Origin of the sequence: Methanosarcina sp. MTP4 (assembly GCF_000970045.1) — an archaeon.
Lineage (GTDB): Archaea > Halobacteriota > Methanosarcinia > Methanosarcinales > Methanosarcinaceae > MTP4.
In genome coordinates, this window is record NZ_CP009505.1 from 1,474,389 (window position 1) to 1,500,080 (window position 25,692).

Below are 25,692 nucleotides of genomic sequence, written 5' to 3' on the forward strand. Positions count from 1 at the left end.
TTTAACCACAGAAAGCACGGAAAAACACGGAATAAAGGGAGCAAGGGTGAAATCCTTCCGTGCTTTCCGTGTCTTCCGTGGTTATAAAGTAAGTGTAAATATTTACGTCCGGGACTATAACTTAATGTCTGCACATTAACCAACCCCTGTCTTTATAAATGTATACAACTTACCTATGATATCAATTATAAGGTGGGAGTTCATGAAAACATTAGTAACATATATGACACAGACAGGAAACACAAAGAAGATCGCAGAAGCTATTTATAGTGAAGTTGCTGGCGAAAAGGACATCAAAGACATCAAAGATGTAAGCAATTTTGAAGGTTATGACCTTGTGTTCGTGGGTTTCCCTGTAATGCAATTCAACATTCCTGAGAATGTTTCAAAATTCGTGAAAGAGAATGTAGCTGGCAAGAACATAGCATTCTTCATGACCCATGCTGTTCCTGAAGGATTTGAAGCCATACATTCATGGACCGGTTCCTGCAAGGATATCGCAGCTAGTGGTAATTATCTTGGTACATTTGAATGTCAGGGTGAACTTGCACAATCTATTATTGATATGCTCGAAAAATCCGATGATCCTCAGATGAAAGCATTTGCTGAGATGGGTCCTTCCACAAAAGGACAGCCTGATGAATCCCGTGTTCAGAAAGCAAAGGAATTTGCAAAGGAAATTCAGGCAAAGGTCCAGTGACCAAATATTCCTGTTTTCTTTTTTTAAATCTTTTTAAATTGCCCTTTGATTAATTTTGACTTTCAATCCTGCTTACTATTCTCAATTTCCAATACCTTCACAACCTCTAGTAGAGAATTGAGGAGATTATGACCCTGCAAACTGATTTGATATTCACCCCGCTCTTCACGTTGGCGTATCAATCCCTTGCTTTGCAATTTATCCGGATGGAAAAGGAGATTTCCACCACGAAGTTTTGTGAGTTTTGAAAGTGCAAATGATTTGCCTTCATCGTGCAATGCTTTTAGAATCCGGACTCTTGCAGCGCTACTCAATGCATCCCCTATCAAAATGGATATCTGTTCTTCAGGAAGGTCGTGAACTTGTATTTGCCTGTTTTACAACCGTGAGAAAACAGCACAGGAAGTTATGGAAACCATGAAAGCTATGAAAGTTCGTCAGAAAATTGAACTACAGGGATAAATTGGTACTGACCAATCAACCAGTGCCTTGAGATTATATTCTCTTCCTTCGATTATTTTGTTAATGGTGAATTGGCGCGGCCGTGCCAGTTTACCCTGGTAATATACTGCGTGGGAGCTGTTTTGCGACTTTTAGCTAAAGAAAAGCCATTTAATTTCCATATATACGTTGACAAGTATAAGAGTGACCAGAACTATCAAATGCCAGCCTCGATAGTATTTCATGTCTGGCTTAAGTCCCTTATCCCAATCGTATTCATCTCGTTTTATATAATTTCCTCCTTCGTTTTTATTGTTTCAATCCTTTTTTTGCCGGGGGCTGTTTTGCAATAGGGTTTCAAAAAGCCCTATTCTGATTTTGTTTTCAAAATAGAGCATTTATCGGGAGATGTTTTTGACATTTTCCGCCGATCTAATTATTACAACAGTATATATAAATGTCGGCGACATATAAATTTTTCGAAAATGATCCGGATGACGTCGATGTTATATTTTTCTAATGTATGTAGCTGTACATTGAAGTTAATTTCTTTAAGGGTTTAGGGTAGATCAGCAGAAAAAAACTGATTGTTTTTATTTGCATTCGAGGCGAATGATCAGGGGATTAGAATCTTTTCAGAACTTCTGGACTCTTTTCATTTTTGATTAAAGTTTCATATAAAAACTGTGTATAATGTTCTGAAACCGGGAGCACTGTACTTTTCAGTTTGTTTTTCTGAAAAGGACCCACAATTTGGCGAAGGAGGTAAATTCCGAAAAACGAAGCTTGGGACAACACTGTATTTCTCTTCGGAATCCGAAATAAGGGGTCTTATCTCACCGTATTTTGTCATACAGGAACTAAAAACGATAGAAATTAACGCTATGGTCGGATCACATTATGCCGTTTCTGTGCTGGCTAAACGGCGCTGATTTTAATTGTTCATCAGTAACAGGTCATTTATTTGTGTTCTTCTGTAAAATGAAGAACGTATAACCATATTCATCCGGATATTCTCTGAAGATCTTTATCTCTTTTCTGTTAAAACTAAGTATCTCTTCTGCATCGGTGTTTCCTTTATAGTTATCACTGATCTCATCAACTCTTTTTTCCAGATGGGAGTAAAAATCGTACCAGGTAGAAGCTGGCAGTTTAAAGCGGTCAATGAGATCATATCCTACTGCCATGATAACTTTTTCAGTGTCAGGTATGCTCTTGATATCAGGATAACAGCCCTGCCAGAATTGAAGCACTTCCGAAGAAGGTTCATCCGTGAACCATGTGCTTTCTGTCAGTGCCATATAACCTCCTTCTTTCAGAAACTGTTTCCAGTAGCTAAGTCCTTTTTCAAAACCAATGATAAAGATAGAGCCTTCTGCCCAGATTATGTCGAATTCTCCTGCTTCAAAAGGCAGGTCATCCATGGAAGCACAAACCGTGGTAATCCTGTCATCAAATCCTTCTTTAACTGCATTTTCCATCAGTTTATCCAGAAAAGGCTGGTAAATGTCAGTTGCAGTGATGTGACAGTCGTTGCAGATCTTCGCAAGATGTATTGTCTGCATACCCACACCGCAACCAATGTCAAGGATCTTACTGCCTGCAGGAAGGGAAGAAAGCAAATTAAAGGCTTTTTCAGTGCACTTGTTATTACCCGGACCCTGTCTGGGCAATCCATCAAATATCTCAAAAATTGGTGAATCTACCATAAAACCCTCACAGAGACAATTGCTTAAATCTGTTGTGGTATCCTGATAATGGTTGCGTTTTTTAAGCACTACCAGGACAGTCTTTGCCATACAGGAACTAAAAACGATAGAAATTAACGCTATGGTCGGATCACATTATGCCGTTTCTGTGTTGGCTAAACGGCGCTGATTTTAATTATGGTGTTTTTGGCAATGGCGCAGCCGTGTCCGTGAGTCATTGATCATGATTGAGAAAACAGACATATTCAGCTTGGTAAATACATATCTGGAGAAAGTTTTTCTGAAGCCGGTTTTCAATGACTGACCTCCACGACCGAACTCAAAACTTCGTAGATCATTTCTTTGCTAATAGTCTATGTTTCAGAAATTGTAGATGGTGTATTTACTACGTAGAGGGCGTAGACACAGTGGCTCCGCTAAGTTTTGCAATCTCAATGCCGCAAGAAATGGCTCTCAGGGTATTCTGGACGGAACATTGATTGTGAATCTGGAGAAGTTAAGGAAGATCTCATTATTTTAAACCACTAAGCAGAATCGTTTTGCAGTATGTTGAACATCTAGAAAATAAGTTTGATGGGGAAATAGGGGTTTTAGAGAAAAGGCATATTCAGGTTGATTGTTTGGTCTACATAGGGAAAGAAGCCAATAATATTGAGAATCAACCCTTGGATGTTAGGCAGGTACAAGTATTTGTTAATGAGGAAGAGGTCATGAGGAAGGTACTTAAAATCCATAGAAAGAAACAGAGATTTTTGGGTTGTTAGGAGTACTTTTCAGGGTATCAAGAAGAGGATACAGGGGAGAGAAAAAGGTCAATTTGAATAATATTACAGTTAAATAGTTCTTAATTTGTTAAGTATGGTTTACTTTAAAAGATCAGTAAACCAGTTTTCTTTTCGAATATTTATCAGTTCGTCGTCATGCATTAAAGTATCAATAAATGCTGAGTGTACGTTTTCATTCTTTCTACTACGAAATGTTGAATTTTTACTGGCTTTAACAGCATTTGTTAAGGCTATTTTTGTTTTGTCTTGTTCACCCATCTTCATGTATATTTTTGCTTTTCTGTACCATAAATGGTATAAATTATTCCTAACATTAGTGAAAAGCAATGAAGCTACAATTATTTTTCCATGTTGATTATTTATTGTATCGCACAGTGGCAAAAATTCTTCGTTGATAACTTTATCTAGTTCCTTTAATTCAAAGATATAGCACTGAGATATTTTTTTCACAGAACTGAATGGAAAAATTACCTCGTCACCCTCCACGTAATTCTTAAATCTGTAATCGACTGAAGTTGTTTTATATAATATTAAATTTTCAGTTATAGTTCCGTCTAGGGCATGTAAAGTTACAAATTTCGGTTTTTCCATCATTGAAACAATAACTCTATGCAATGATATGAATTTAGTACCATAGTACAAAATGATTATAGATTCATACAATAAAAGACCAGTTAAACTATTTACTGCTAAAAAACTTGGAATAATTATATACAAAAAAATGAATACAACTGTCCTAAATAAATCGAAAATAGAGATTATTAAGAATTGAGGGATATTTAGGATAAATTCAACTATTTGGATTACTTGTTTTATTTGTTTCTTTTCTGGAAACCTTTCCAAATACCCCCTCGTTTTTAGCATTCTAGTTTTTTTTGGAAAAGCCTTAAAACTTGAAATTTGAGATATCAATTTAATTACAGAAGTTAGTATAATATTCAAAGTTATATATCCATTATTCTGAAGTCCTTCTTTGATTTGGATCTGGTAAAATCTCAAATATATTTTAAAAAACAATATTATATGAAGTGTGAACAATATGGATGCGCTTATTTTTAGTCCATTGTACTCAAAAAGATAGAATGCGATGCCTATAATGATGAAGTAAAAAAAAGCCATAATACAAGATATTGAAAAAAAGTACTTAAAAAACTTAAACGATGAATTAAGGTTCTCTATAATGTTATTAACAGATCTTGGTGATAAGTCTATTTCTGGATTTTCTTCGAGTTCATACTTAATTGTATATTTTTTCTTAACGTATATCATATATATACTTATGAGTGTTAAAACAAGTAAAATGAGTGATAAATTCTCAAAAAGATATGATAGTATTTTAGAAGAGTAAAATTCTATAGAAATATAGATATCTAATATTTTTTCATTTAAGTTGGATATACTATCAAACATATTTGCAGAGTTTAATAATACATGCAACATATAAAAAAGTTTTGTATATTTAACATGCCTACTGCTTAAGTATTAAAAGAGTTCGTTTTTTTGACTTACCTATTACCCCAAAATTTAATGCGGGGGGTATGATTCGAACCCACGAAATCCCTAAATACCAGATCTTGAGTCCTTTGCATCAGAGAGAATCTTGCGAACTCAATAAAAAGCAAATGAACCAGAATAATTGAGAAAAAAGTAACTAAACGAAAATCAATCTATTAAAAAAAGTTTAGTGCGAGGGGTGGGATTCGAACCCACGAACTCCTACAAGACTAGGCCCTGAACCTAGCGCCTTTGACCTGGCTGGGCAACCCTCGCACAATGTAAGTGTTGTTGCCTCCCCATAGAGGGATTCATCATTCTTATACTTTATCCTTGAATTCCCTTCCGGAGTACCGAAAGCTTGAGACCTGCATTGATTTTTTTTGCTTTTCGGATAATAATATTTGACTGTGGCCTGGGATATAGGGTTTGAGGCTGGAAGAATACCTGTGGAAGTATATGAAAATTGAAGAAATTGAAAAATTGATGAAATTTTCATTTCATCAATTTCAGGCCAGGCCCATCAGTTTAAGGACGATTGCCTTGTGGGCGTGTAACCGGTTTTCTGCTTCGTCAAAGACTGCGGAGTGGGGGCCGTCCATGACTTCCGCGGAGATTTCTTCTCCTCTGTGGGCGGGCAGGCAGTGTTCGACCATCACGTCGGGTTTTGCAAGGGCCAGTAGTTCGTTATTGACCTGGTAGCCTTCAAAGGCTTTGAAGCGCTTTTCCTTTTCTTCTTCGTCTCCCATGGAGACCCAGACATCGGTGTAGATTACATCGGCGTCTTTTGCGGCTTCTTCCGGGTCTCTGGTGATTGTGATCTTGCCGCCGAAGGCTTTTGCTTTTTCAATGAATTCGGCGTCCGGTTCAAAGCCTTCCGGGCAGGCTGCGGCAAACTCCATTCCCACAAGGGCACAGCCCATCATGGCGGAGTTGCAGACGTTATTGCCGTCCCCGATCCAGGCGAATTTCAGGCCATCGAGTTTGCCCTTGTATTCCTGGATGGTCATGAAGTCCGCGATTATCTGGCAGGGGTGTTCGCGGTCCGAAAGGGCATTGATCACGGGCACGCTTGCGGAGGCTGCGAGCCTTGCCACGGTTTCGTGGCTGTAGACCCGGGCAATGATCCCGTGCACGTAGCGTGAAAGGGTGAGGGCGGTGTCTTCAATTGTCTCGCCTCTTCCTATCTGGATATCCCTGGGGTTCAGGTAAAGGGCGTGGCCCCCGAGGTCTGTCATCCCTACCTCGAAAGAGACCCTGGTCCTTGTAGAGGATTTTTCGAAGATCATGGCAAGGCTCTTGTTTTTCAAAAGCTCCGTTACCTTGCCGGCTTTGCGCTTTTCCTTGAGATCTATGCCAATCTCAATGAGCTCTAGAATTTCTCCACGGGACAGGTCAGCTATGGAAAGAAAATCCTTCATCGTTATCAACTCACTTTTCTTTACAGGTTAGTTTCATTGGGGCGGCTTATGCGCCTCTCAGCTCTTTCATGTGTTCGATCCTCTTCTGGATAAGTGCGGCTGTGCCGATGTCTTTCCGGAAGAAGAGTTTGCCCTGGATGTTTTCAAGTGCGTTCTGGGCGATTTTTTCGGCTTCTTCAATAGTGTCCGCGCGTCCTACAACCGCGATTGAGCGGGAACCGGTGGTGTAAACCTTTCCTTCCTTTTCGTAGACGCTGGCGTAGTAGACGGATGCTTCCCCCACGTTCCCGACGACCACTTCACTGTCTTTTTCCGGGTTTTCGGGGTAGCCTGCAGGAACTGCGTACTTGCAGACCGTGGCTTTCCTGCTGAATTCCACGGGAAGTTCGGAGAGGGTGCCGTTTACCACAGCAGACATTATGTCCACGAAGTCGGTTTCGATCAGGGGGATTACGTTCATGGCTTCGGGGTCTCCGAACCTTGCATTGAACTCTACGACCTTGGGCCCGTTTTTCGTGAGGATGAACTGCCCGTAGAGGACACCCTGGTACCCTGCGCCCGTTTCCTCGGAAATCGCCTTTACGGTGGCTTCCATGATCTGTTTTGCATTTTCAAGGTCTTCCGGGAGCATGAAGGGCAGGATTTCCCCTGCTTCCGTATAGGAACCCATGCCGCCGGTATTGGGGCCGAGGTCGCCTTCATAAATCCGCTTGTGGTCCTGCACCGCCGGGAAGAAGGCCAGGTTTTTTCCGTCAACGAAGGCCTGCAGGGTGAACTCTTCTCCTATGAAGCGCTCTTCGATTACCACGGGCCCTTTTTCAAGGAGTTCGACGGTATAGGCTTTTGCAGCTTCCAGGTCCGGGAGCTGGTCTCCCATTACTTTGACGCCTTTGCCTCCGGTGAGCCCGGACGGCTTGACCGCAACGTCTCCGAGCTCTTCAATGAAAGCCCTGGCAGCTTCTGCTTCCGCTTCCGTAAAGACCTCGTAAGCAGGGCAGCCCTCTATTCCGTATTTTTTCATGAAGTTCCGGGCCCAGGCTTTGTCAAACTCGATAATTGCACAGGCTTTTCTGGGTCCGACAACGGGAATCCCGGCTTCCCACAGGGCATCTGCTGCGCCTGCAGCGAGAGGGGCTTCAGGGCCCACAAATGCCATTTCTATTTTTTTGGCTCTTGCGTATTCCACGAGCTTTTCGACCTCTGTTTCCTTTTCCAGCAGGAAATCTTCACAGAGGGCGGCAATTCCCGGGTTTTTCTTTGCCATTATAGCATAAAGGGCAGGGTCACGCTTGCTTTTTTTAATTCCTTCGGCAATTGCGTGTTCTCTTCCACCGCCACCGATAAGCAAAATATTCATCTCTATTCTCCTGGATTTGAAAAAAATTTATTCGATTCGTCTGAAATTTGTTTCTAATATGATATGTGAGGTCTAAAAGGTGAATAATATGGAAAAACGATTGGTTGATTGTAAATCGGTTGATTTTAAGTTTGATGGGCTATTGATTGTTGCTTTTTGATTATTGCTTTGCAATTGTTGGGGTTTATGATCGTTAATTGTTTCCCTGTATGATCTTTTATTTCTTTTGGAGCTTTTCCAAACAAAAGCTACCAATAATATTTCAACGAACAATGGTTTCCAATTATATGTATACTAAGGAAGTCCTAATTCTCTATTTCTTCTAATAAATATCTTCTCATTGTCGGGACCTTATTTTTTAAGGATCTCAAATTAGCTCTGAAAATCGATGTTCTAATTTGAGATTCACTTCTCAAAAATAAGATAACCATATCAAAAATTTCATTTTTTAATCCAAAAAAGACCACATTTCAAGCACTTTTTGTTGCTTGAACAACAAAAATATCAAATGTTAAACAAAAAATCCATGATTTATTCACAGCTTCCGCTACCCTGAAATAGATTTTCTCTCTTTTGTGGAAGTTAGAAGTACCTTCCAAAAGAATTTTTGCTCTTAACTTTATTTTGGAGTTCTGTGAGTACAAGTAGCTGATATGCTATGAGGTTCAAGAGAGAATATAGCTTCTTGCTTTCATTTCTTATTCTTCGGATATCGAATTTTACTACATCCTTTATATGGCCATGTATCTTTTCACATTCAGCTCTCTTTTTGTACTGTTCATCAAAAGATTCATCGCTAATGTTTTGGTTTCTCAGGTACATTCCAACCTGTTCTTCCCTTCCATTTTCATATAGGAATTTGAGCTTGATAGCCATTGGTGTATGGACATCTCCGCCAATTTTCCACATCTTGTTTACCCAATGATCGATTCGTTCCTCTTCCCCTTCCTGATTAATTACAGCATTGGATGCGTAGGAAATAATTGGTTTTGCATTCAGGTGATACCATATGTCAGAATGATTAAGGAATGAATCATAGCCTCCATCTGCAGAATATGATTCAACATCAGCATTCATCTTCTTTAGAGTTTCAATATGCTTGATAAGTTCTGGAGAATCACCAGCAACTCCTTTTGTATGAGTCATAAAAACAGGGTAGGTTCCAATCATTGTGATGTGGGCCTTATCCATTTTGCATTCATAATGAGGATTGTAATCGGCGTATTTATCGTATCTTGAAGCTTCAAGTGGAGTGGAATCGATCTTAGCTTCCTTTTCCGAGGAGAGTTTGAGGATTTTTTCACCGAGCAACATCATCACCTCATTGATTCCTTCTTCTCCAAGTCTGTACTTCACAAAATGATGAAGGGTTCCACCTGAAGGGAGTTTTATCTGGCCATTTTCATCAAAAAATGATAGCAAGATAGCTTCTTCCTCTGTTAAGGAAGAAATGGTTTTATCATACGAAAGTTTCCTGAAACATTTCACAACAAAGAGTTTTATCATGGAAGAAACACTGTACTTAAAGTGCCAACTTTTGTTGGTATAAAAAGTACGTTCGACGTGCTTTGCAATATCATCAATGCAGAGGAAGTATAGAAATTGGCAAATAGATGTGCTTTCTCTGCTCAGATAGTTTTCGAAGGAGTCCTCGTAGAGGACTCCCTTATACACCATACTTTTCTTTGCCATGAGAGCGGCCAATTTTATACTATTTAAAGCTACCGCTATCGAAAAAAACAGATAACTGCCAGCGTTAGTGAAAAAAGGAATAGTTTTTTAAGTCAAAATTCTAATTTGAGAACCTCTTTTTATAAAAATACAGACGGTTTTAAGAGGTTTCGTTAACCAAAAAAGAGCTGGTTCCTAAAACATCCACGGAAAAGATAGGAAGATTTACACTTATTTTATAACCACGGAAGACGCGGAAAGCACGGAAGGATTGTACTCCTATTTCCTTTATTCCGTGTTTTCCGTGCTTTCTGTGGTTAAACTTCACTTAAAATTGGGGAAGGAATTTGGAACCTTGAATATCAATCCGTTCCCTCGAATAAATTCGAAATAAAAAACGATTCTGAAAATCGGTTCAGAGCAGGTCACTTGCAGTTACCAGAGGGACGAGTTCCACGCCAAGTTCTGCGAGGTTTTCTTTTGCTCCTTCTTCCCTGTCCACGACCGTGATCACATATTTTACAAGGGCTTCGGCTTCCAGGACCACCTTTATGGCGTCTTTGACCGAGCCTCCGCTGGTTGTCACGTCCTCGAGCAGGACGAGCCTGTCTCCGGCTTTGAGTTCTCCTACAAACCTGCCCTTTGTCCCGTAGTCCTTTGTAGTTTTCCTTACCAGGAGCAGGGGAAGTTCTGTTTCAAGGGAAACCGCGGTTGCCAGGGGCACACCTCCCAGTTCCACCCCTGCAACGCTGTCGATTTCCATATCCTTTATCAGGACGGCTGCCTGCTCTGCGATGAGCTTCAGGGTTTTCGGGTCCGTACTTGCCTTTTTGATGTCTATATAATACTTGCTCTTCTTTCCCGAGGCAAGCGTAAAATCTCCGTAGCGGACAGCTCCGCAGGCGTTGAGGGCTTCGATAAGCTCTCCTTTTTGCACTTTAAGTTCAGTTCCTGTTTCTGCTTTTGATTCACTCATTGTCTCACCGATATTTGCAGCCTTATCTCAATATGTTTTATTTCGGCAATGGGTTATCCTTTTTTTCAGTGAATGTTTTTTCCGGGCTTTTCTGATATTTTTTCCGGGTTTTTCAGGCATTTTTTCAGACTTTTCAGGTCTTTTTCCGGTGTTACCCGGTGCTTTCCCGGATTTCACCAGGGCTCTTTCTTAACTCCAATCATGTATCCAATAATGTTTGTCGTCAGGTGGAGCAGAGGGGTCATTACAAGGACTGTTATTATTATGCCCAGGGTGAAATTGCTTACGAACCATTCGGGATCAACCAGGTATGTGAAAACCCAGGCCCCGACGACAAAATCCAGCTGGTCCACAAGAGGCAGGGACGCGCCCCTTTTCATGCCCATCCTGCGCTTGAAAAAGCTCTTGAACATATCTCCGAAAAGGGCGCCGGAGGCAAGGGCAAGGACGACTGTGAGTGCGCTTGCGTAGTCAAGGCCAAAGGTGGGCATTTCAATTCCCATAATCTCAAAACCTCTCGAACTCAGCCAGATCTCAATGCATCCTGCAAGAAAACCGCAAAATATGCCTGAAAAGAGTCCTCTCCAGGTCTTCCCATCCCCTAAAATCCTTTTCCCGTCCTTATACGTCCTGCCACCGTCAATAGGTTTTCCACCCCCGAAAACGGCTGCGAAGGGGTTAGGGAGGTAGGCGGGTATCATTAGCCAGAATGCCGTGATTATCAGCTCGATCGTAAGTATCAACTCGCTGTTTATTCTAATTGTTAGTTTTCCGGGTGCTAATTTACCGGATTTTAATGTTCCTGATGGCAATTTTCCGGATTTTAATGTTCCTGATGTTAAATACCAGGTATTATACTATAAGCTATTCTTAGTTCCCTTCCATTTCCCTTTCGGAGGAGGGGAGTTTCCCTTCCTTCCATACCTTTATCCTTTTTATTTTTTTGTGTGTATCAGGAACCGGGCGGGAAATACTTTTCAATTTACAGGCTTTCCCAATGTGGAAAATGCTTTCAACTTTTTCAGGTACGTTTAAATAATTGGTTTGAGTAAGTATTATTCGTTTAATAGTCTTTATTTTATTGAATTGTTATTTTAATCCGCTTTTTTCAGGCTTTTCCATGAAAAAAATCGATGAAATTCTCACAGTTCGCAGCACCATGTTTGCGGCCATCTCGGTTCTGGTGTTGCTTGCAGCCATAGTCACGATGGGGCTTTTGACCCCTTTTCTCGTGAAGGTTACTTCAGGAGAAGGAATTCTGCTGGAAGCTGCTTATTTTAATGCTCGGACAGCTCTGCCTACCCTTGCCCTTGTGCTGGTGCTGGCTTTCTGTCTCATGCTTGGGAGCGCTGGCCGGAAAGAGGGACTGGTAGTTGTAGGGCTCGGAGTGCTGGGGTCGATAGTTTCGGCTGTGCTCTCTCCCTTCTCCAGTATGCCGATTAACGTCGCTTTTCCGATCCTTTCAGCTGCTCTTTTTGCGGTTGTATATAAGTTGCTTTCTTCCCGTGGCAGCAATTTTTCGGAAAAACTCCGGAGAACCGGGTCCCACATCATCCACCTCGGAGCGATTTTACTCCTGGTCGGGATCGTGTTCAGCACAAACCTGAACCTGGAAGATTCCGCGATAATCTCCCTGGACGAAGTGAGCACTTTTGAGTCAATGGGCTACAGCATCCGTATTACGGACTTCTCTTCCGGCATGGAAGGGGAACCTTATGGCGGGTATGCCGGCTCTGCTTACGTGAGCACGATAGATTTTGATGTGTACAAATGGGGCAGGTTCTTTGAGCACGGGCAGGTCAAATACATAAGAGACTTCAAATGGGGCCAGTCTTATACTGAAACTTATATCCACAGAGGGCTTCTTGAGGAGCTCTTCATCGCCCCTAAATCCGTGGATTCAAAAACTCAAACCGTGGACCTCTATGTCCGGAAAGTGCCTTTCATGACTTTTCTCTGGGGCGGGTTTTACATAATGGTCCTTGGAATCGTGCTGGTTTTTGTTTCGGGTTCCCTGTCTTCCGGAAATCGCGTGTCCGGAAACGAGGGGCAGGCAAAAATGACAAAAATGACAAAAAATCAGAACAAAGCAAAGTCTGAAATGAGGCGGAAATAAACGCAGGCATTTGATGGTGATTTCTTATGAATTTCGGAATGATTCTTATCTGGGTTGCAGGTGCTTGCGGGCTACTGGCTTTCCTGACTTCTCTCCTGTATTACCTGAGGGAGGACGGGAAGGTCAAAATGCTTTCCGAAAAGCTTGAGCTGGCAGGCGGGGCGGGAATTGTTGCCTCTCTCCTGCTGCTTACCTCTTACCTGCTTAACGTAAAAACGGAATACAGCTATGTTTTCCAGCATTCCAGTTCGGACCTTGTCTGGTACTACAGGTTCTCGGCACTCTGGGCAGGGCAGGAAGGTTCGTTCCTGCTCTGGACAGGTTTCATTTTCATAATGCTAGCGGCTACCCGTTACTCCGAAAGTGGAAAAGCTCTCCGGGATACGAAACTTCACACTCTCACAAGATCCACAGCACTTTTTGTAGCCTCGGTCTTCCTGGTCCTCCTCGTTTTGAAAAACCCTTTTTCGATGTACCAATTTTCCGCTACCGGAATGCCGGAAATTGCTAACTGGAACCCCTTTGCGGAGCCTTTCCTTGTCTCCTACGGGCAGGGAATGAACCCTCTGCTCCGGAACCCCTGGATGGCAATTCATCCCCCTGTCCTTTTCCTGGGATATGCCGCTTTTACCCTGCCTTTTTCGGCTGCGTTTGCAGGGCTCATCCTGGGTGACAAAAGGTGGCCGGAGCTTGCCTCTACCTGGATGCGGGCTGCCTGGCTTTTCCTGACCCTCGGGATCGGTTTCGGGGGTTTCTGGGCATACGAGGTGCTCGGCTGGGGTGCCTGGTACTGGAGCTGGGACCCCGTGGAAACTTCCTCTTTGATCCCCTGGCTGACTGCAACCGCCTACCTGCATGCAAACCTGCGGTTCCGCCACGGGGAATATGGCTTTTTGCTCCCTCTGCTCGCAGTGCTTTCCTTTATCCTGGTCATCTTCTCGACCTTCGTAACGAGAAGCGGACTCTGGACCTCGGTGCATTCCTGGCAGGATTTTACCTCCGAAGGAATGGTAATCGCCCTTTTCCTCCTGGTACTCATCGCTTCAAGTACAGGCCTTCTGGCCAGGAAATATTTCGGCGAGGAATGAACAAATCGGTGAAGTGCAAATGTTAAGGTGATAATTGGTAAGAGAATAATTGGTAAGAGAATAATTGGTAAGAGAATAATTGGTAAGAGAATAATTGGTAAGAGAATAATTGGTAAGAGAATAATTGGTAAGAGAATAATTGGTAAGAGAATAATTGGTAAGAGAATAATTGGTAAGGGAATAATTGGTAAGAGATAAAATGGGAACTCGGTGAAGTGCAGGAAACTATCTCCTTTCCTTTTCTGGCTCTTTTTGAGACATTCTCCGCTTAATCTCTTTATTTGGGTTCATTTAAATATACATTTAAATAATGTATTTGTCGTCTATATATTTTTTCATTTTTTATATTTGGTCTGACTTTTTGATTTATGCTCTTGAGGTTAAGGCAGATGTTTAAGGGAAATGCCGATATTTTAATTCCAGGATTGATATTTTACTCGACAAAAAACGAAGTATTCTTAATCTTTTACGCATATGAGGGCTAATATAAATACTCTATATATTCTTGCCGTCTTCTTGCATATTCTTAACTACTTGTGCTCAAAATTTTTTTATTAAGAACTCCCCCACTTTTTTATTCAAACTTATGCATGATAATGCATAATAATTTCAGGCATTTTTTTAATAATAATATGTGTTCTGGAAGGAAAGAAGTTTTTAAATTCCCTTTTAATATATACAACTTTAAATAGTATGAGTTCATTATTAGTTGTTGGAGATGAATAACCTTCTAATTATATACGTATACAGGTTTAATTGTTAAGCCTATACGTTTCGTCCAATGAATCTATAAAACGGGGCTTTAAGGCTGGTTGTATAAAATATAATTTAATTGTTTTGATAACCGGCTAGTTGGACTAAAAACGGGGAACAATCCGCTGGATTGTAAAAACGATTTTTGATTGCTTTAAAATGGCAAAACATAGTTAGTTACTGAATTAATATCTACAGTATTATAATTTGGTAAGTGTTGTTGGCTTTTAATGGCTGATCAGGAATCCGTTATTTAATGGTCTAATAATAATTACCAGGATATTCTTTAGCTAACGCCATGTTGTCGAAGTACAGAGTATGAAGGGGTTATCATGAAAGATTTCGAAGTGAAAGTACTGGACGAAAATGACCACATATTTATTGAAACGTTAAGGAACCTCGGGATGTCAAGAAACGTTGCCACAACGATGGCATATCTTATGAATGTGGACGAGGCTTCATCCCGTGAAATCGAAATCAGTACCGGACTGAGGCAGCCGGAAGTCAGCCTTGCAATGCGGTTGATGAGAAACCAGTCCTGGGTCAACGTGCGTTCGGAAAAGAAGCCGGGCAAGGGACGCCCTATCAAGATATACTCTCTCGCGGCTCCGGTTGATGAGATTATCAGTTACTATGAGGACAAAATCTACAAAGAGTCCCAGGCCACCATTTCCGCAATCAAGAAACTGAAAGTTATGAGCAAAAAGGTGCCCATTAACCTTCCAAAATGAGGGTATTTGAGGCACTGGATCAAAATAAGGTTTCGCTCCCATAATGGCTGTAAGTCCCTCGGGGAATTGCCCTCAGGAATTTGCCCATTATGGAAGTAAAATCCATGCATGTACTTTTCTGTTCTATCTTTCCTGACTTGTGTATTATTGTTCTGTTTTTCCCTAGTTTTTCCGGTTTTCTTGTTTCTTCTTATTTTCTTATTTGCTTACATATCAACTCTGTTAGTTTTATCCTGTCCCCTTATTCTATCCTGATTTTCTGTTGCCAAATTCTGTTTTCTCTTAGATTTGTAATCTGAATATGGCTGATGATTCCTTAAGTTAATTCCAGCTCTTAACGATATTCTTTTTTCAAGTGAATGGTCATCTTAAACGAATGGTCATTTTGAGAGGTATCTTCTTTCCTGGCACATCGGATATAATGAACTAAATGCACCAATGTATCTGCAAAAAACTCTATAAAATAAGAACTTTCTGAATTCCTGATCTTTGAGGATTCGGGGTTTTAAGAATTCCAGAATTTTGATGATTCGGCGCTTAGATGAATCAGCGCTTAGGGGATTCAGCCCTTTGAGAGTCCGGTATTTTGAGAAGTTGGGGCCTGGGGATTCGGCACTTTGAGAATTCGTAGTTTTTGGGCCGAAACTTCATATATTTCAAAACTTTGAGTTCTGAAAATAGAAAAATCCTGGATTCAAGAAAAAAGAAAATATAATAAAGGAAGGGGGTTCTCCTTCCGGACAGGTCAACCCCCTGTTACTACTCTCAGGATTGTAAGCTTGTCGGAAAGGACGGTCCCATCCAGGGGGACAGCATTCCCTTCATTTAATACAAGAACTGTTTCCTGATTAATGTCTAATGTATCAAGCAGGTCTTCGTAGCTAGCGTCATCTGCTACTTCTACGGTCTGCTCGGAAATTTCTCCGGCTTGAATGGTTATGTGTACTTTTTTGCTCACTCTGTAGATCCACCACCGCTTACCTGAATTTCGTGAACGACTTCCTTGATTAACTTCTGCTCCAGTTCATTCTGTTTCTTGTCACCTTTGCGCTCTGCATTTCTCTTCTGGAACTTTGCTGACATTTTAAGGTCTCCTTTTACGATTTTTCAGGTTTGCTAATAGGGTGGGTATAGATCTCCAAGCAGACTCTCTTGTCTTTTCGAGATTTATATCCAATATTTATAATGATTTTTTGTTTTAATTAATGTTTTGGTTGACCATTCGCAGGTTGACAGAAACCCTTTTCGATGTTTATCGGGGTATCTGTTTCATTTTCTTTATGTTTTGCGAAGTTAACATTGAGCCTGATATCGTTTGAGCCCGGGGCTGAAAAATATTCATTTTGCTCACAACAAGGTCTAAAAGATATGTTGTGTGGAAAAACCTTGAATTAATTTTGCATTGAAAAGAAAATAATGTCATCATAGGATTTGAACGGAAAACTATATTGCCTTGTAAAATTTGAGTGAAAAAAGATATTTATACGGAAATACACCAGCCGGGATTCGAACCCGGGTTCGAGCGTTGGCAACGCCCGGTGATAACCGCTACACTACTGATGTTCTATGGTGCCCAGACCCGGATTCGAACCGGGGACAACTGCCTCTTCAGGGCAGCGCTCTCCCACTGAGCTACCTGGGCATGTGAGGTCGTCCACTACCTGGAAATCAGCTTTGATAAAAACGATAAGGTAGTGATTTAATGATTTAATTTGTTTTTATCTTTCCGAAAAAAACTCCGGAAAGGTTTTGATGTGGGCCCGCTGAGATTCGAACTCAGGACCTCCGCCATGTCAAGGCGACGTCATAACCGACTAGACCACGAGCCCTCTTGTGTGTTTTATTCCTTTCCTCAAAACCGTAACTGGAAAAAAGTTGTATGTAATATTTGAATATTTAGTATCTTCTTAACATCTTCATGTTTAGTATTTGAATATTTTAATACACCAGCCGGGATTCGAACCCGGGTTCGAGCGTTGGCAACGCCCGGTGATAACCGCTACACTACTGATGTTCTATGGTGCCCAGACCCGGATTCGAACCGGGGACAACTGCCTCTTCAGGGCAGCGCTCTCCCACTGAGCTACCTGGGCATGTGAGATAGTTCACTACTAGAAAAACTGCTTTTATAAAACGGCATAGTAGTGATTTTCTTTATTTCACCTTTCCTGAAAAAACTCCGGAAAGATCTTAATGTGGGCCCGCTGAGATTCGAACTCAGGACCTCCGCCATGTCAAGGCGACGTCATAACCGACTAGACCACGAGCCCTTTTGTGTTTTACTTCTGTGTCGCACCGTAGTACAACACCATAGAATGCATTATCATTTATATAAGTTTTGGGTGAGTTGGGGTTTTCCCACCCGAATATTTGTATATCATACTTAAAAATTTGAGCGAATTAATTAATAATTTTTCACACTTCTTTGGAAATCTGCGCCTTTGACCCCAAACCGGGTGCATGCAATTCAGAATTTTTATTTTTTCCTTTAGAATTTTTGAAACTTCCGGGGTCTTGCCCGGATTTTGAGCCGTTTTTCAGTGTAATGTGGCGTAAGTCAGGTGGCGTAAGTCAGGTGGTGTAAAAGTCATGTGATGTAATTTAGATGGTGTAATTTAGATGGTGTAATTTAGATGGTGTAATTCGAATGGTGTATTAGGGTGTGTAATTCGGATATTGTAAGTAGGGGATTCCTGACGGGTACTTTCCGACCTCGCCTCTAAAATAGGATTAAAACAATATTCCGGCTGAGGGTAACATGAGCGATGCATCCGAATTCTCAGGGAAAAGCCGGACCGTTCCGGAAATTCAGGCAAAAATTGACTCTGGAGAAGCTTTAGTTCTTACAGCAGCGGAAATCAGCGAAAAAGTCCGGGCAGGAGAAGAGGTCCGCTTTGAAGATGTGGACGTGGTAACCACTGCCACTCGCGGGATCATGAGCGGGACTTATGCGGTCCTTTCTTTCAAGGTTTCGGAACCTGATTCCTTTGTCAGGGCTTCAGAGGTCCTCTTAAACGGGGTCCCGGCAGTCCCCGGACCCTGCCCCAACGAAAGGCTGGGAATCCTGGACCTTGTCGTGCTCGGGACGGCGCACAGCGAGACCGATCCCCGTTATGGGGGAGGACACCTCTTCAGAGAGCTGGTTGAAGGAAAAAGTGTCCGTGTTGATGTTACGACCAGTGACGGGGAAACTTTCACAGCCGAAACTTCGCTTGCTGAAATGCCTTTTGCAAGGCTCTATGCCACAAGGCATGCTTTCAGGAACTACAAAGCTTTCGTAAATCCCGGAAAAGATTCTTTAAATACTATTTTCCACGCCCTTCCTTTTGAAGGCGAATTCAGGGAACTAACTTTCTGCGGCTGTGGGGAGTTAAACCCGATTGAAAATGATCCCGGGCTTGAAACCATCGGCATCGGGACAAGGGTCCTTCTCAACGGTGCAGAAGGTTTTGTGACAGGCTCGGGCACCCGAAGCTCTCCGAAAAACCCTAACCTAGCCGGTTTCGCTGACCTTCACGGCATGAAACCCGGGTACATGGGCGGCTTTATTACCTCCGGTGGGCCCGAAATAATCAACACCTGGGCTGTCCCGATCCCCGTGATGCACCCGGGCATACTGGATAACATCCTCAAGGTGGACCGGGAAATCCCCCTCCAGCTAGTCGACGTTGCCGGAAGGCTGCCTCTTTGCGAGATCAGCTACGGGGATGTCTGGGACGGAGCCGATCTGAAAGTCCGCTATAAGCCGGAAGACTGCCTGGAATGCGAAAGCTGTGACGTGGACGGGGTCTGTCCCATGGAGGCAATCAAAAGGACTCCAGAAGGCAAAATCAAGCATAACCGCGGTCTCTGCTTTAACTGTGGGCTCTGTGTCTCCAGGTGCAAAGGGGGAGCCTTCGTGGCAAAGCTTGGCTCTGTCCGCTGTACAACAGGGGGCTGCATGCGCGAAATCAAGGTGACTCTGCGCCAGTCCGACCGCGCAAGGGCCGTGAAAGCTGCAGAAGAACTCAAAAAAGAGGTCCTTTCAGGAAAGTTCAGGATAACGGCACCGGTGGAAAAAATAAGGTTCCCCTGATCTCAGAGGTGACTCCTTTTCCCGGTTTTTATATTTTTTTCCATTTTTTTATTTTTTGTTGTTTTCCTGGCTTTTCTCAGCTTGGCTTTTCAGCCTGGCTTTTCAGCTTAAATTTTTCAACTTTCGTTTCTCAGGGCTTCCATGAAACGCTTCGTGATCTCCTCCGGACTGAAGGGGATGTTCTGGGCTTTTGTGTTCCCGGGCTTGAGGATCACATGGAGGAAGGAGGTCTGCCTGGCACTCAGGGAATCCTTGTACAGGTATGCAAGTTCCTCTTCCGTGTTGACCTTATGAGTGTTCGGGATCCCGCAGGCGTTTGCCAGGATCTCCAGGTCTATGTAGCGCAGAGCACAGGTTTCCTGGGAACCTGTGGAGCCGTAAGCCCCGTTGTCAAGGGCGATGATGGTCAGGTTTGCCGGGGCTTCCCTGCCTATTTCCAGGAGGGCGTTGGGGTTCATGAGGATACTTCCGTCCCCGTCGAATACCGCCACCTGCCGGTCCGTGCAAAGCGCAAGGCCGAGCCCGATTGAGGAGACGAGTCCCATGGACCCAAACATGTAAAAGTTAAGGTCCCGGTCCCTGGCAGCGTAAAGCTCCTTGCAGGGGACGCCGATGTTCGTTACCGTAACTTCCCCGTCCATTTCGGCTGCCACGGCTGAGATCGCGTCGTTCCGGACCATAAGGGGTTCGAGGACTTTCTGGGTCAGGCGGAATTTGCAGACCTTTTCTTTTTTCGGTACTTCCGGGGTTTCCAGGGCTTCCCAGGTACAGCAGGTCGACCCTTCCCAGGTCTTTGGGGAAACCAGGGCAACGTGGGGGCGGAGGTTTTCGTATGCGTCCCGTATAACATCCTCAAGGAGCCCTATTTTTTCCGGGCTGTCTATGATTGTATATTTGATCCCTGCCCCTTCGAGAATCCCGGGAAGGTGGGCACCCAGCGGGATCTGGGCTTCGATGCCTTCCTTATAGACTCCCCTCCAGCTGCTAAGGATGGGGAGAGGGATTCCGCAGACGATGTTCAGGGATTCCAGGGCATTTATCATGTTCCCGAGCCCCGTGCTCTGGATCAGCATCATGGGCTTTCCCCCTGCCATGTACGCCCCGGCACAGATCCCGATTCCGTTTTCTTCCCTGGTTAGCTTGATTTCCCGGAAATTTTCCGAAACCAGGGGCAGCAAGTTCTTGATCCTGTCACAGGGAAGGGTTGCTGTAAGGTCGATGCCCTCTTTTTTCATTATGGATATAACTTCTTCTTCCGGTGTCTGCATTTCCATAAATATGGCTCCTGTTCTGTTTTTCCTTTTCGTTTTTAGTTCTCTTATCCTTTTAGTTCCCTTGTTCCTTTTTCAGCTGATCGATTCTTTTTTCAGCTGATCAGGTCTTCAAGAGGCACATCCGGGTTTTCGGCTGTAGCTACAGGAGGGATGGGGATAGGGGTAAGGTCTTCCTTGAGTCTTTCGAACCCGCCGCCTGCGATGTTCAGGAGGATCACGTCGTCTTCTGCGACGTTTCCGGCGTCTGCGGCTTTCAGGAGAGAGGCAGCTCCGACTGCGGAGGGGGGTAGGATGTCGATTCCTTCCAGGGCTTCGAAGAGCTTCTTTGCCTCCAGGGCTTCTTCTCTGGTGATCCCGTACATAATCCCGTCCGTGTCGCTGAGCGCATCGTAGAGCCCTCCGTTGACCGCATAAGGAGGGGCGCGGTTGGTCAGGACCGAGGCGTAGGTCTCCGCTATCTGCTGCTTTGCGTCCGGCATGTCGATTTCGGGGATGATTTCCCTTCTCCCGGCTTCCCAGGCCCTGTATATCGGCGCAAAGGGCAGGTTCTGGGCGAGCTGGAGTTTGGGCAGTTTGACTCCGAAACGCCCGTCAGCCTGAAGGCGCAGGGCAGCTTCCCAGACCGAAATCCCTCCCGTGCCGCTTCCAATTGCCTGGAAGTAGTGGTCCGGCATTTTCCCTATGGTCACGGCGGCGTCTACCATTACCGTGCCCATGCCGTCCCTGCGGGCGACGTTCCTGGCTCCTCCCTCAGAGACCATGCCCGGGAGTTTTGCAAGCCTGCCCGCCAGGTTGATGGCGTCAGTGTAGTCGTTTCCGGGCGCCATCCGGATCAGGTGAACGGAATCGGTGGGCTCCTCGGGCAGCCAGAGTTTCGGGATCCCGGACTCCGGGACCACGATATAGACGTCCGTCCCTGTCAGGGCTGAGACGTGGGCAAAAGCCCTCCCTGTGTTTCCGGCAGAAGCCAGGACAATGGCTTTTCCGCCCGTTTCTTTCAGGAACTGCATGGTAGGGTGGGCTTCGAGTTCCTTGAAACTGCAGGTCTTGATAAAAGCTTCCTTCTCCGGCCAGTACCCGCTAAAGCCAATATAGAGGTTCGAGAGCCCCAGTTCCCTGGCAAGGGCCTCGCTTTTATAGGTGATGGGTCCGGCTTCGGTCGTAAGTTCCTCCCGGACAGGAAGCCAGGAGTGGAACCTCCCTATTCCCGGTTGTTCCCTCAGTTCCAGTTTCTTTTCGTGGTAATCCGCCCGTAAAAGAGAGTTATCGTTCTCGCAGCTGAGCCTGTACTGCTCTCCGTATTCGGTTCCGCATTTCAGACATTTTAACGTGAATCTTCCCATTGCTATCAAAAGAAAAATTGGGCATTTCCTGTTAAATATATGTTCCTAAAAAGAATGAGAAATGTCCTTTATGTGCAATCTTTTGAAATAAAGGGGAATATTCCGGAAAGCGCCTGAATATGATCGGATATGGGCAGATACGCCGGATATGGCAGGACATGCCGGATATGAACAGATATGTCGGATATGCCCTTGCCGGTCTCAGCCATAAAATGTGTTCGGGGTTTCTCTTGCGTTTTCGGCATTTCGCCGGGACCCGTCCGGGAACACAAGAGTAAGCATGTCGGGCTCCATCCCCAGTTGCCGGGTGTCATGGAGGTAGTAATCGTTGCTTTGCCTGGAAATGTCTTTTACAAGGACTTTTGCATGGGTCCTCCCGATTTCCTGGATTGTAACCTCATTGAAATCAGAAAAGATTTCCTTAATTTTCGGTTCCAGATGACTGCTCCCGAATAAAAACATGTAAGCCTGAGCAAAGGGTGTAAGACGATATTCAATAATAACCTCGGCATCGGTCTTATCAAATTCGATAGTGACCTGGTCAAGGTGGATGTACTTTCCTTCCCTGAACTCCTCCATATCAATCCCGGGAGATACCTTGAACGCCATGAGGGACGCTGAGATGATCAGAGCAATTGTAATTATGGCTGTGGCTTTCATGACTCCTGTTGGATAATCATTCTCTTTGTTAATATTTCTTTCCTGCGAAAGAAATGCCGGAAAAGACCGGCTGATTCCAGCAATATTGAAGATTCTGAGATGCCGGATATTCTAAAGATTCTGATTTTACTGGATATTCTGAGATTCTGATTTTACTGGATATTCTGAGATCCTGAAGATATTGGAAGCAATAAACCGTTTTATCCATGCGGTTTATTCTTCCGTTTTTCTCTTCCGTTTTACCTTTCGTTTTTCTCTTCCGTTTTCTCTTCAGATTTCTCTTCGGCTTTCTTTTCTTCTGCCTTATCTTCCAGCTTCCCTTTTTCCCTGAGTTCCCTGAGCTTTTCCAGGGTAGTGTCATAGTCTGCTTTGTATCCCTGGTTTTCCTGGTCGCTTGCAAGGAGTTTGCCGCGGATTTCCAGGGCTTTTACCATGTTTTGCTCGGCTTCTTCTTTGAAGCCGTTTTTACCCTGCATAACTCCGAAGTTCATGTATGCGGTTCCCAGGTAAGACTGGTAGAGGTTATTTTCCGGCTCTTTTGCAAGGAGTTCCCCGTAAGTTTCCAGTGCCCGCCTGAATTGCTTCTCGCTGTTTTCAGTTTCTCCCAGCTCCGAGTACAGGTTCCCCAGGTTGTTTGAGGCCATGCCGAGGTGGGTCAGGTAGGTGCTGTTTCCGCTGTCCTTTTCAAGCAGTTTCTCAAGCATTTTCAGCGCCCGTTCAAAGTGCTTTCCAGCCTCTTCCGGCTGCTTCAGCTCCTTCTTCAGCGTCCCCAGGTTATTGTTGACCGCAGCAACGCAGGTCTGAGCGTCTACATTCCCCGGATCTACGGCAATCATTCCTTCCGCAGCCTCAGAAGCCCTTTCGTAAAGCCCAAGAGCGTCCCTGTGCAGCCTCAAAGCCTGCATGAAGCTCCCTCTGGCATAGAGTACATTGTAAAGGATGTACGGGTTTCCCGACTCTACCGCAAATTTTTCAGCTTCCGAAAAAGTCTTCAGTGCCTCATTGAATCTGCCTTTCTTGACCAGTCCCATGCTCTTCTCAAGTAATCTCTCCGCCCGGTCAATTTTCTGTCTCGACATAAAATAAACGTCCATTTTATTTTTTTATATACGTTTTGATTTTATCCCGCTCACTTCCAATAATATTAAATACAGCCAGGATAGAGCTAGGTGTATCTCACAACCCTTTATAAGCAATTTCATAATTCATCCCAAACCCGATAAGGAGATCCAGAATGAGCAAAAAAATTAACTACATCTGCCCCAAATGCGGCAACACCTCATACGATACCGGCGAAATCCGCACAACCGGCGGCAGCATCAGCAAACTCCTCGACGTCCAGAACAAGAAATTCACCCACGTATCCTGCAAACGCTGCAAATATACCGAATTCTACCAGGCCGATAGCAGCATGCTGGGGAACATTTTCGACCTTTTCACGTAAAGCCGTGGCAGAGTTAGCCGTGGCAGTGTTAGCCGTGGCAGCGCTGGGAGTTTCCGCAGAAACTTTCCGGCTATCCTTTTTTCAATCTGTTTGATTGCTATTAGCCCGGGCTGGGTGAATAGGTGTATCCCGTGGGTTTTTTCACGCTCGACGCAGGAGAGCGGCCTGAGCATGAAAATGAAATAGAAGAAGAAGAAGTAGCAGATTTTAATGACCTGGCGTTTCCGCTTATTAAGTTTTTTTTCAGCCCGGTTTTTCTGTGTGATGACTGGGTCATATTTCAAAGTACTTTCAAAGTGCTTCGAGCTCTTTTTGGGTGAGTCTGATTTCTTCTTTCAGTTTTTCGTTCTCGGGCTCTTTTTCACTCAGGATTTTCAGGATATCAAGCGCTTTTTCGTATTTCGCTTTCGCCTCTTCGGTGCTGCCCATATCAGAAAGCAAATTTCCTAAATTGTTGAGTGTGGTTTCCACGAATGATTGGTACCCTACATTTTCAGGGTCCGTTTTCAGAAGTGCTTCATAAATTTCGAGGGACGTTTCGTAGCGGTCCTTCGCCTCTTCAAGGTTACCAGTATCAGAAAGCAAGGTCCCTAAATTGTTGAGGGTCATTGCGACATCTGATTGGTATGCTACGTTTTCAGGGTCCGTTTTCAGAAGTTCTTCATAAATTCCGAGAGCTTTTTCGTATTTCTCCTTCGCCTCTTCGACGCTGCCCATATCAAAAAGCAAGGAACCTAAATTGTTGAGGGTGTTTGCTGTGTAAATTATACAAAAATCATCTTGAGGAAGTAAATCCAGCATTTTTTGAGAGACTGACAACCCTGTTTCATAGGCATCTTTAGCCTGGGGGAAATGCCCCATACTTTCAAAATGGTTCCCGGCTATTCCTACGTTATTAAGGTTCATCTGAAGGCATTGCAGGACAAAATCGTTTTCAGGATTTTGTGTTAAGATTTCTGCAAAAAGGTTTGAGGCATGACCACAGATCTCCAACGCTTCATCGAGAGCGCCGATGGACAGCATCAGCTGTCCTCTTATGTTCATGACATGGAGGAGGATGTCGTCTGCTTTCGCCTGCTGTGCGGCTTCTTCAGCTTTCTGGAGGGATTCGAGGGCTTCTTCAGGCTTCCCGCTTCGCATCAGGTTCAGAGTTTCCTGAAAATAATTTCCTGCTTCTTCTCTCAACTTCTCGGGACTCTCGGGCATGCTAAAAAATAGGTTTATACTGTTTTATAGCTTGTGTTTTTCTTTGCCTTTCTCTCCCTTTTTTTCCTTTCATACAGCTTCTTTTGTTAAGAGCTGGATCTTGTGGGTCGTGCGAATTTCAGTTCTTCGTTTTTGCCGCTGGAATTATTCAGGTTTTGAATCTCCGTCAATGAAAGTTAGAAGTCGCAGGATCGGGTGAAATTCCAAATTTTCTTTTATTTCAGCCGAATACCCCCCGCTTGCAACGGGGTGATCCAGCGCGATTTCGATTGCTATTAGCCCGGGCTGGGGGAATAGGTGTATCGAGTGGGTTTTTTCACGCTCGACGAAGGAGAGCGGCCTGAGCAGGGAAATGGAATGGAAGAAGTAGCAGATTTTAATGACCTGGCGTTTCAGCTTATTAAGTGTTTTTTTCAGCCTGGTTTTTCTGTGTGATGATCGGGTCATA

General features: G+C 43.9%; 24 protein-coding genes and 7 tRNA genes. 8 read left to right on the forward strand and 23 right to left on the reverse strand.

The window, feature by feature from the left end:
• The first annotated feature begins 202 nt into the window (after nucleotides 1-202).
• Nucleotides 203-700 (forward strand): flavodoxin family protein, encoded by a 498-nt coding sequence (locus MSMTP_RS06220; RefSeq protein ID WP_048178279.1) that lies wholly within the window; start codon nucleotides 203-205, stop codon nucleotides 698-700.
• Between the two features lie 62 nt (nucleotides 701-762).
• Here the strand turns inward: MSMTP_RS06220 and MSMTP_RS06225 are convergent, their stop codons facing one another.
• Both MSMTP_RS06225 and MSMTP_RS06235 read right to left on the reverse strand, forming a co-directional pair.
• On the reverse strand, nucleotides 763-1,014 hold the full coding sequence (locus MSMTP_RS06225; protein ID WP_156153701.1) for a hypothetical protein: 252 nt from the start codon (nucleotides 1,012-1,014) through the stop codon (nucleotides 763-765).
• A gap of 1,083 nt (nucleotides 1,015-2,097) precedes the next feature.
• On the reverse strand, nucleotides 2,098-2,940 hold the full coding sequence (locus MSMTP_RS06235; protein WP_231582942.1) for a class I SAM-dependent methyltransferase: 843 nt from the start codon (nucleotides 2,938-2,940) through the stop codon (nucleotides 2,098-2,100).
• Between the two features lie 449 nt (nucleotides 2,941-3,389).
• Between MSMTP_RS06235 and MSMTP_RS06240 the strand changes: the two genes are divergently transcribed.
• Nucleotides 3,390-3,614 carry an opioid growth factor receptor-related protein gene (locus tag MSMTP_RS06240; RefSeq protein WP_048178282.1) on the forward strand — a complete coding sequence of 75 codons (225 nt, stop codon included), beginning with the start codon at nucleotides 3,390-3,392 and terminating at the stop codon, nucleotides 3,612-3,614.
• Nucleotides 3,615-3,713: 99 nt separating this feature from the next.
• Here MSMTP_RS06240 and MSMTP_RS06245 read toward each other — a convergent pair whose 3' ends face one another.
• From MSMTP_RS06245 to MSMTP_RS06275, 7 genes are all read right to left on the reverse strand, one after another.
• Nucleotides 3,714-4,904 (reverse strand): hypothetical protein, encoded by a 1,191-nt coding sequence (locus MSMTP_RS06245; RefSeq protein ID WP_197076157.1) that lies wholly within the window; start codon nucleotides 4,902-4,904, stop codon nucleotides 3,714-3,716.
• A gap of 416 nt (nucleotides 4,905-5,320) precedes the next feature.
• Nucleotides 5,321-5,405 (reverse strand) — tRNA-Leu (locus MSMTP_RS06250).
• Between the two features lie 233 nt (nucleotides 5,406-5,638).
• A complete protein-coding gene (argF, locus tag MSMTP_RS06255) occupies nucleotides 5,639-6,550 on the reverse strand; it encodes an ornithine carbamoyltransferase (protein ID WP_048178284.1) in 912 nt (303 codons plus the stop codon).
• Between the two features lie 46 nt (nucleotides 6,551-6,596).
• Nucleotides 6,597-7,907, reverse strand: a complete 1,311-nt coding sequence (purD, locus tag MSMTP_RS06260; RefSeq protein ID WP_048178285.1) for a phosphoribosylamine--glycine ligase — start codon at nucleotides 7,905-7,907, stop codon at nucleotides 6,597-6,599.
• A gap of 582 nt (nucleotides 7,908-8,489) precedes the next feature.
• Nucleotides 8,490-9,599 (reverse strand): transposase, encoded by a 1,110-nt coding sequence (locus MSMTP_RS06265; protein WP_048178286.1) that lies wholly within the window; start codon nucleotides 9,597-9,599, stop codon nucleotides 8,490-8,492.
• A 394-nt stretch (nucleotides 9,600-9,993) separates the two neighbouring features.
• A complete protein-coding gene (gene pyrE, locus MSMTP_RS06270; RefSeq protein WP_048178287.1) occupies nucleotides 9,994-10,554 on the reverse strand; it encodes an orotate phosphoribosyltransferase in 561 nt (186 codons plus the stop codon).
• Nucleotides 10,555-10,727: 173 nt separating this feature from the next.
• Nucleotides 10,728-11,255, reverse strand: a complete 528-nt coding sequence (locus MSMTP_RS06275) for a CDP-2,3-bis-(O-geranylgeranyl)-sn-glycerol synthase (RefSeq protein ID WP_048182874.1) — start codon at nucleotides 11,253-11,255, stop codon at nucleotides 10,728-10,730.
• Nucleotides 11,256-11,674: 419 nt separating this feature from the next.
• Here MSMTP_RS06275 and MSMTP_RS06280 point away from each other — a divergent pair, with 419 nt between their 5' ends.
• The 4 genes from MSMTP_RS06280 to MSMTP_RS06290 all read left to right on the forward strand — a co-directional run bounded on the left by MSMTP_RS06280 (nucleotide 11,675) and on the right by MSMTP_RS06290 (nucleotide 15,242).
• Nucleotides 11,675-12,670, forward strand: coding sequence for a cytochrome c-type biogenesis CcmF C-terminal domain-containing protein (locus MSMTP_RS06280; protein WP_048178288.1), 996 nt, complete (start codon nucleotides 11,675-11,677; stop codon nucleotides 12,668-12,670).
• A gap of 26 nt (nucleotides 12,671-12,696) precedes the next feature.
• Entirely contained in the window at nucleotides 12,697-13,758 is a 1,062-nt protein-coding gene (gene ccsA / locus MSMTP_RS06285; protein WP_048178289.1) for a cytochrome c biogenesis protein CcsA, read from the forward strand.
• Between the two features lie 27 nt (nucleotides 13,759-13,785).
• A complete protein-coding gene (locus MSMTP_RS19030; RefSeq protein WP_156153704.1) occupies nucleotides 13,786-13,956 on the forward strand; it encodes a hypothetical protein in 171 nt (56 codons plus the stop codon).
• Nucleotides 13,957-14,843: 887 nt separating this feature from the next.
• Complete coding sequence (locus MSMTP_RS06290; protein WP_048178290.1) at nucleotides 14,844-15,242, forward strand: transcriptional regulator protein; 399 nt, start codon at nucleotides 14,844-14,846, stop codon at nucleotides 15,240-15,242.
• Between the two features lie 745 nt (nucleotides 15,243-15,987).
• Here the strand turns inward: MSMTP_RS06290 and MSMTP_RS06295 are convergent.
• The 8 genes from MSMTP_RS06295 to MSMTP_RS06325 all read right to left on the reverse strand — a co-directional run bounded on the left by MSMTP_RS06295 (nucleotide 15,988) and on the right by MSMTP_RS06325 (nucleotide 17,512).
• On the reverse strand, nucleotides 15,988-16,200 hold the full coding sequence (locus tag MSMTP_RS06295; protein ID WP_048178291.1) for a MoaD/ThiS family protein: 213 nt from the start codon (nucleotides 16,198-16,200) through the stop codon (nucleotides 15,988-15,990).
• Entirely contained in the window at nucleotides 16,197-16,325 is a 129-nt protein-coding gene (locus tag MSMTP_RS20160; protein WP_255351018.1) for a hypothetical protein, read from the reverse strand. The genes MSMTP_RS06295 and MSMTP_RS20160 overlap by 4 nt, the downstream gene beginning before the upstream one ends.
• 408 nt (nucleotides 16,326-16,733) lie before the next feature.
• Nucleotides 16,734-16,805, reverse strand: a tRNA-Gly gene (locus tag MSMTP_RS06300).
• A gap of 4 nt (nucleotides 16,806-16,809) precedes the next feature.
• Nucleotides 16,810-16,884 (reverse strand) — tRNA-Phe (locus tag MSMTP_RS06305).
• A gap of 113 nt (nucleotides 16,885-16,997) precedes the next feature.
• Nucleotides 16,998-17,071, reverse strand: a tRNA-Val gene (locus tag MSMTP_RS06310).
• A 113-nt stretch (nucleotides 17,072-17,184) separates the two neighbouring features.
• Nucleotides 17,185-17,256: transfer RNA gene (locus MSMTP_RS06315), tRNA-Gly, on the reverse strand.
• Nucleotides 17,257-17,260: 4 nt separating this feature from the next.
• Nucleotides 17,261-17,335: transfer RNA gene (locus MSMTP_RS06320), tRNA-Phe, on the reverse strand.
• A 103-nt stretch (nucleotides 17,336-17,438) separates the two neighbouring features.
• Nucleotides 17,439-17,512 (reverse strand) — tRNA-Val (locus MSMTP_RS06325).
• A 488-nt stretch (nucleotides 17,513-18,000) separates the two neighbouring features.
• On the opposite strand from MSMTP_RS06325, the gene MSMTP_RS06330 reads away from it, so the two are divergent.
• Complete coding sequence (locus MSMTP_RS06330) at nucleotides 18,001-19,317, forward strand: methanogenesis marker 16 metalloprotein (protein WP_048178292.1); 1,317 nt, start codon at nucleotides 18,001-18,003, stop codon at nucleotides 19,315-19,317.
• Between the two features lie 116 nt (nucleotides 19,318-19,433).
• Here MSMTP_RS06330 and comE read toward each other — a convergent pair whose 3' ends face one another.
• From comE to MSMTP_RS06350, 4 genes are all read right to left on the reverse strand, one after another.
• Nucleotides 19,434-20,591, reverse strand: coding sequence for a sulfopyruvate decarboxylase subunit beta (comE, locus tag MSMTP_RS06335; protein ID WP_156153705.1), 1,158 nt, complete (start codon nucleotides 20,589-20,591; stop codon nucleotides 19,434-19,436).
• A gap of 92 nt (nucleotides 20,592-20,683) precedes the next feature.
• Nucleotides 20,684-21,934, reverse strand: a complete 1,251-nt coding sequence (locus MSMTP_RS06340; protein ID WP_048178293.1) for a cysteate synthase — start codon at nucleotides 21,932-21,934, stop codon at nucleotides 20,684-20,686.
• A 201-nt stretch (nucleotides 21,935-22,135) separates the two neighbouring features.
• Nucleotides 22,136-22,594 carry a hypothetical protein gene (locus MSMTP_RS06345; RefSeq protein WP_048178294.1) on the reverse strand — a complete coding sequence of 153 codons (459 nt, stop codon included), beginning with the start codon at nucleotides 22,592-22,594 and terminating at the stop codon, nucleotides 22,136-22,138.
• A 239-nt stretch (nucleotides 22,595-22,833) separates the two neighbouring features.
• Nucleotides 22,834-23,673 carry a tetratricopeptide repeat protein gene (locus MSMTP_RS06350; protein ID WP_197076158.1) on the reverse strand — a complete coding sequence of 280 codons (840 nt, stop codon included), beginning with the start codon at nucleotides 23,671-23,673 and terminating at the stop codon, nucleotides 22,834-22,836.
• A 155-nt stretch (nucleotides 23,674-23,828) separates the two neighbouring features.
• Here MSMTP_RS06350 and MSMTP_RS06355 point away from each other — a divergent pair, with 155 nt between their 5' ends.
• A complete protein-coding gene (locus tag MSMTP_RS06355) occupies nucleotides 23,829-24,038 on the forward strand; it encodes a zinc ribbon domain-containing protein (RefSeq protein ID WP_048178296.1) in 210 nt (69 codons plus the stop codon).
• A 291-nt stretch (nucleotides 24,039-24,329) separates the two neighbouring features.
• Here the strand turns inward: MSMTP_RS06355 and MSMTP_RS06365 are convergent, their stop codons facing one another.
• Together MSMTP_RS06365 and MSMTP_RS06370 are read right to left on the reverse strand one after the other, a co-directional pair.
• A complete protein-coding gene (locus tag MSMTP_RS06365; protein WP_231582943.1) occupies nucleotides 24,330-25,223 on the reverse strand; it encodes a tetratricopeptide repeat protein in 894 nt (297 codons plus the stop codon).
• Nucleotides 25,224-25,388: 165 nt separating this feature from the next.
• Complete coding sequence (locus MSMTP_RS06370) at nucleotides 25,389-25,691, reverse strand: hypothetical protein (protein WP_048178298.1); 303 nt, start codon at nucleotides 25,689-25,691, stop codon at nucleotides 25,389-25,391.
• Nucleotide 25,692: the final 1 nt, after the last annotated feature.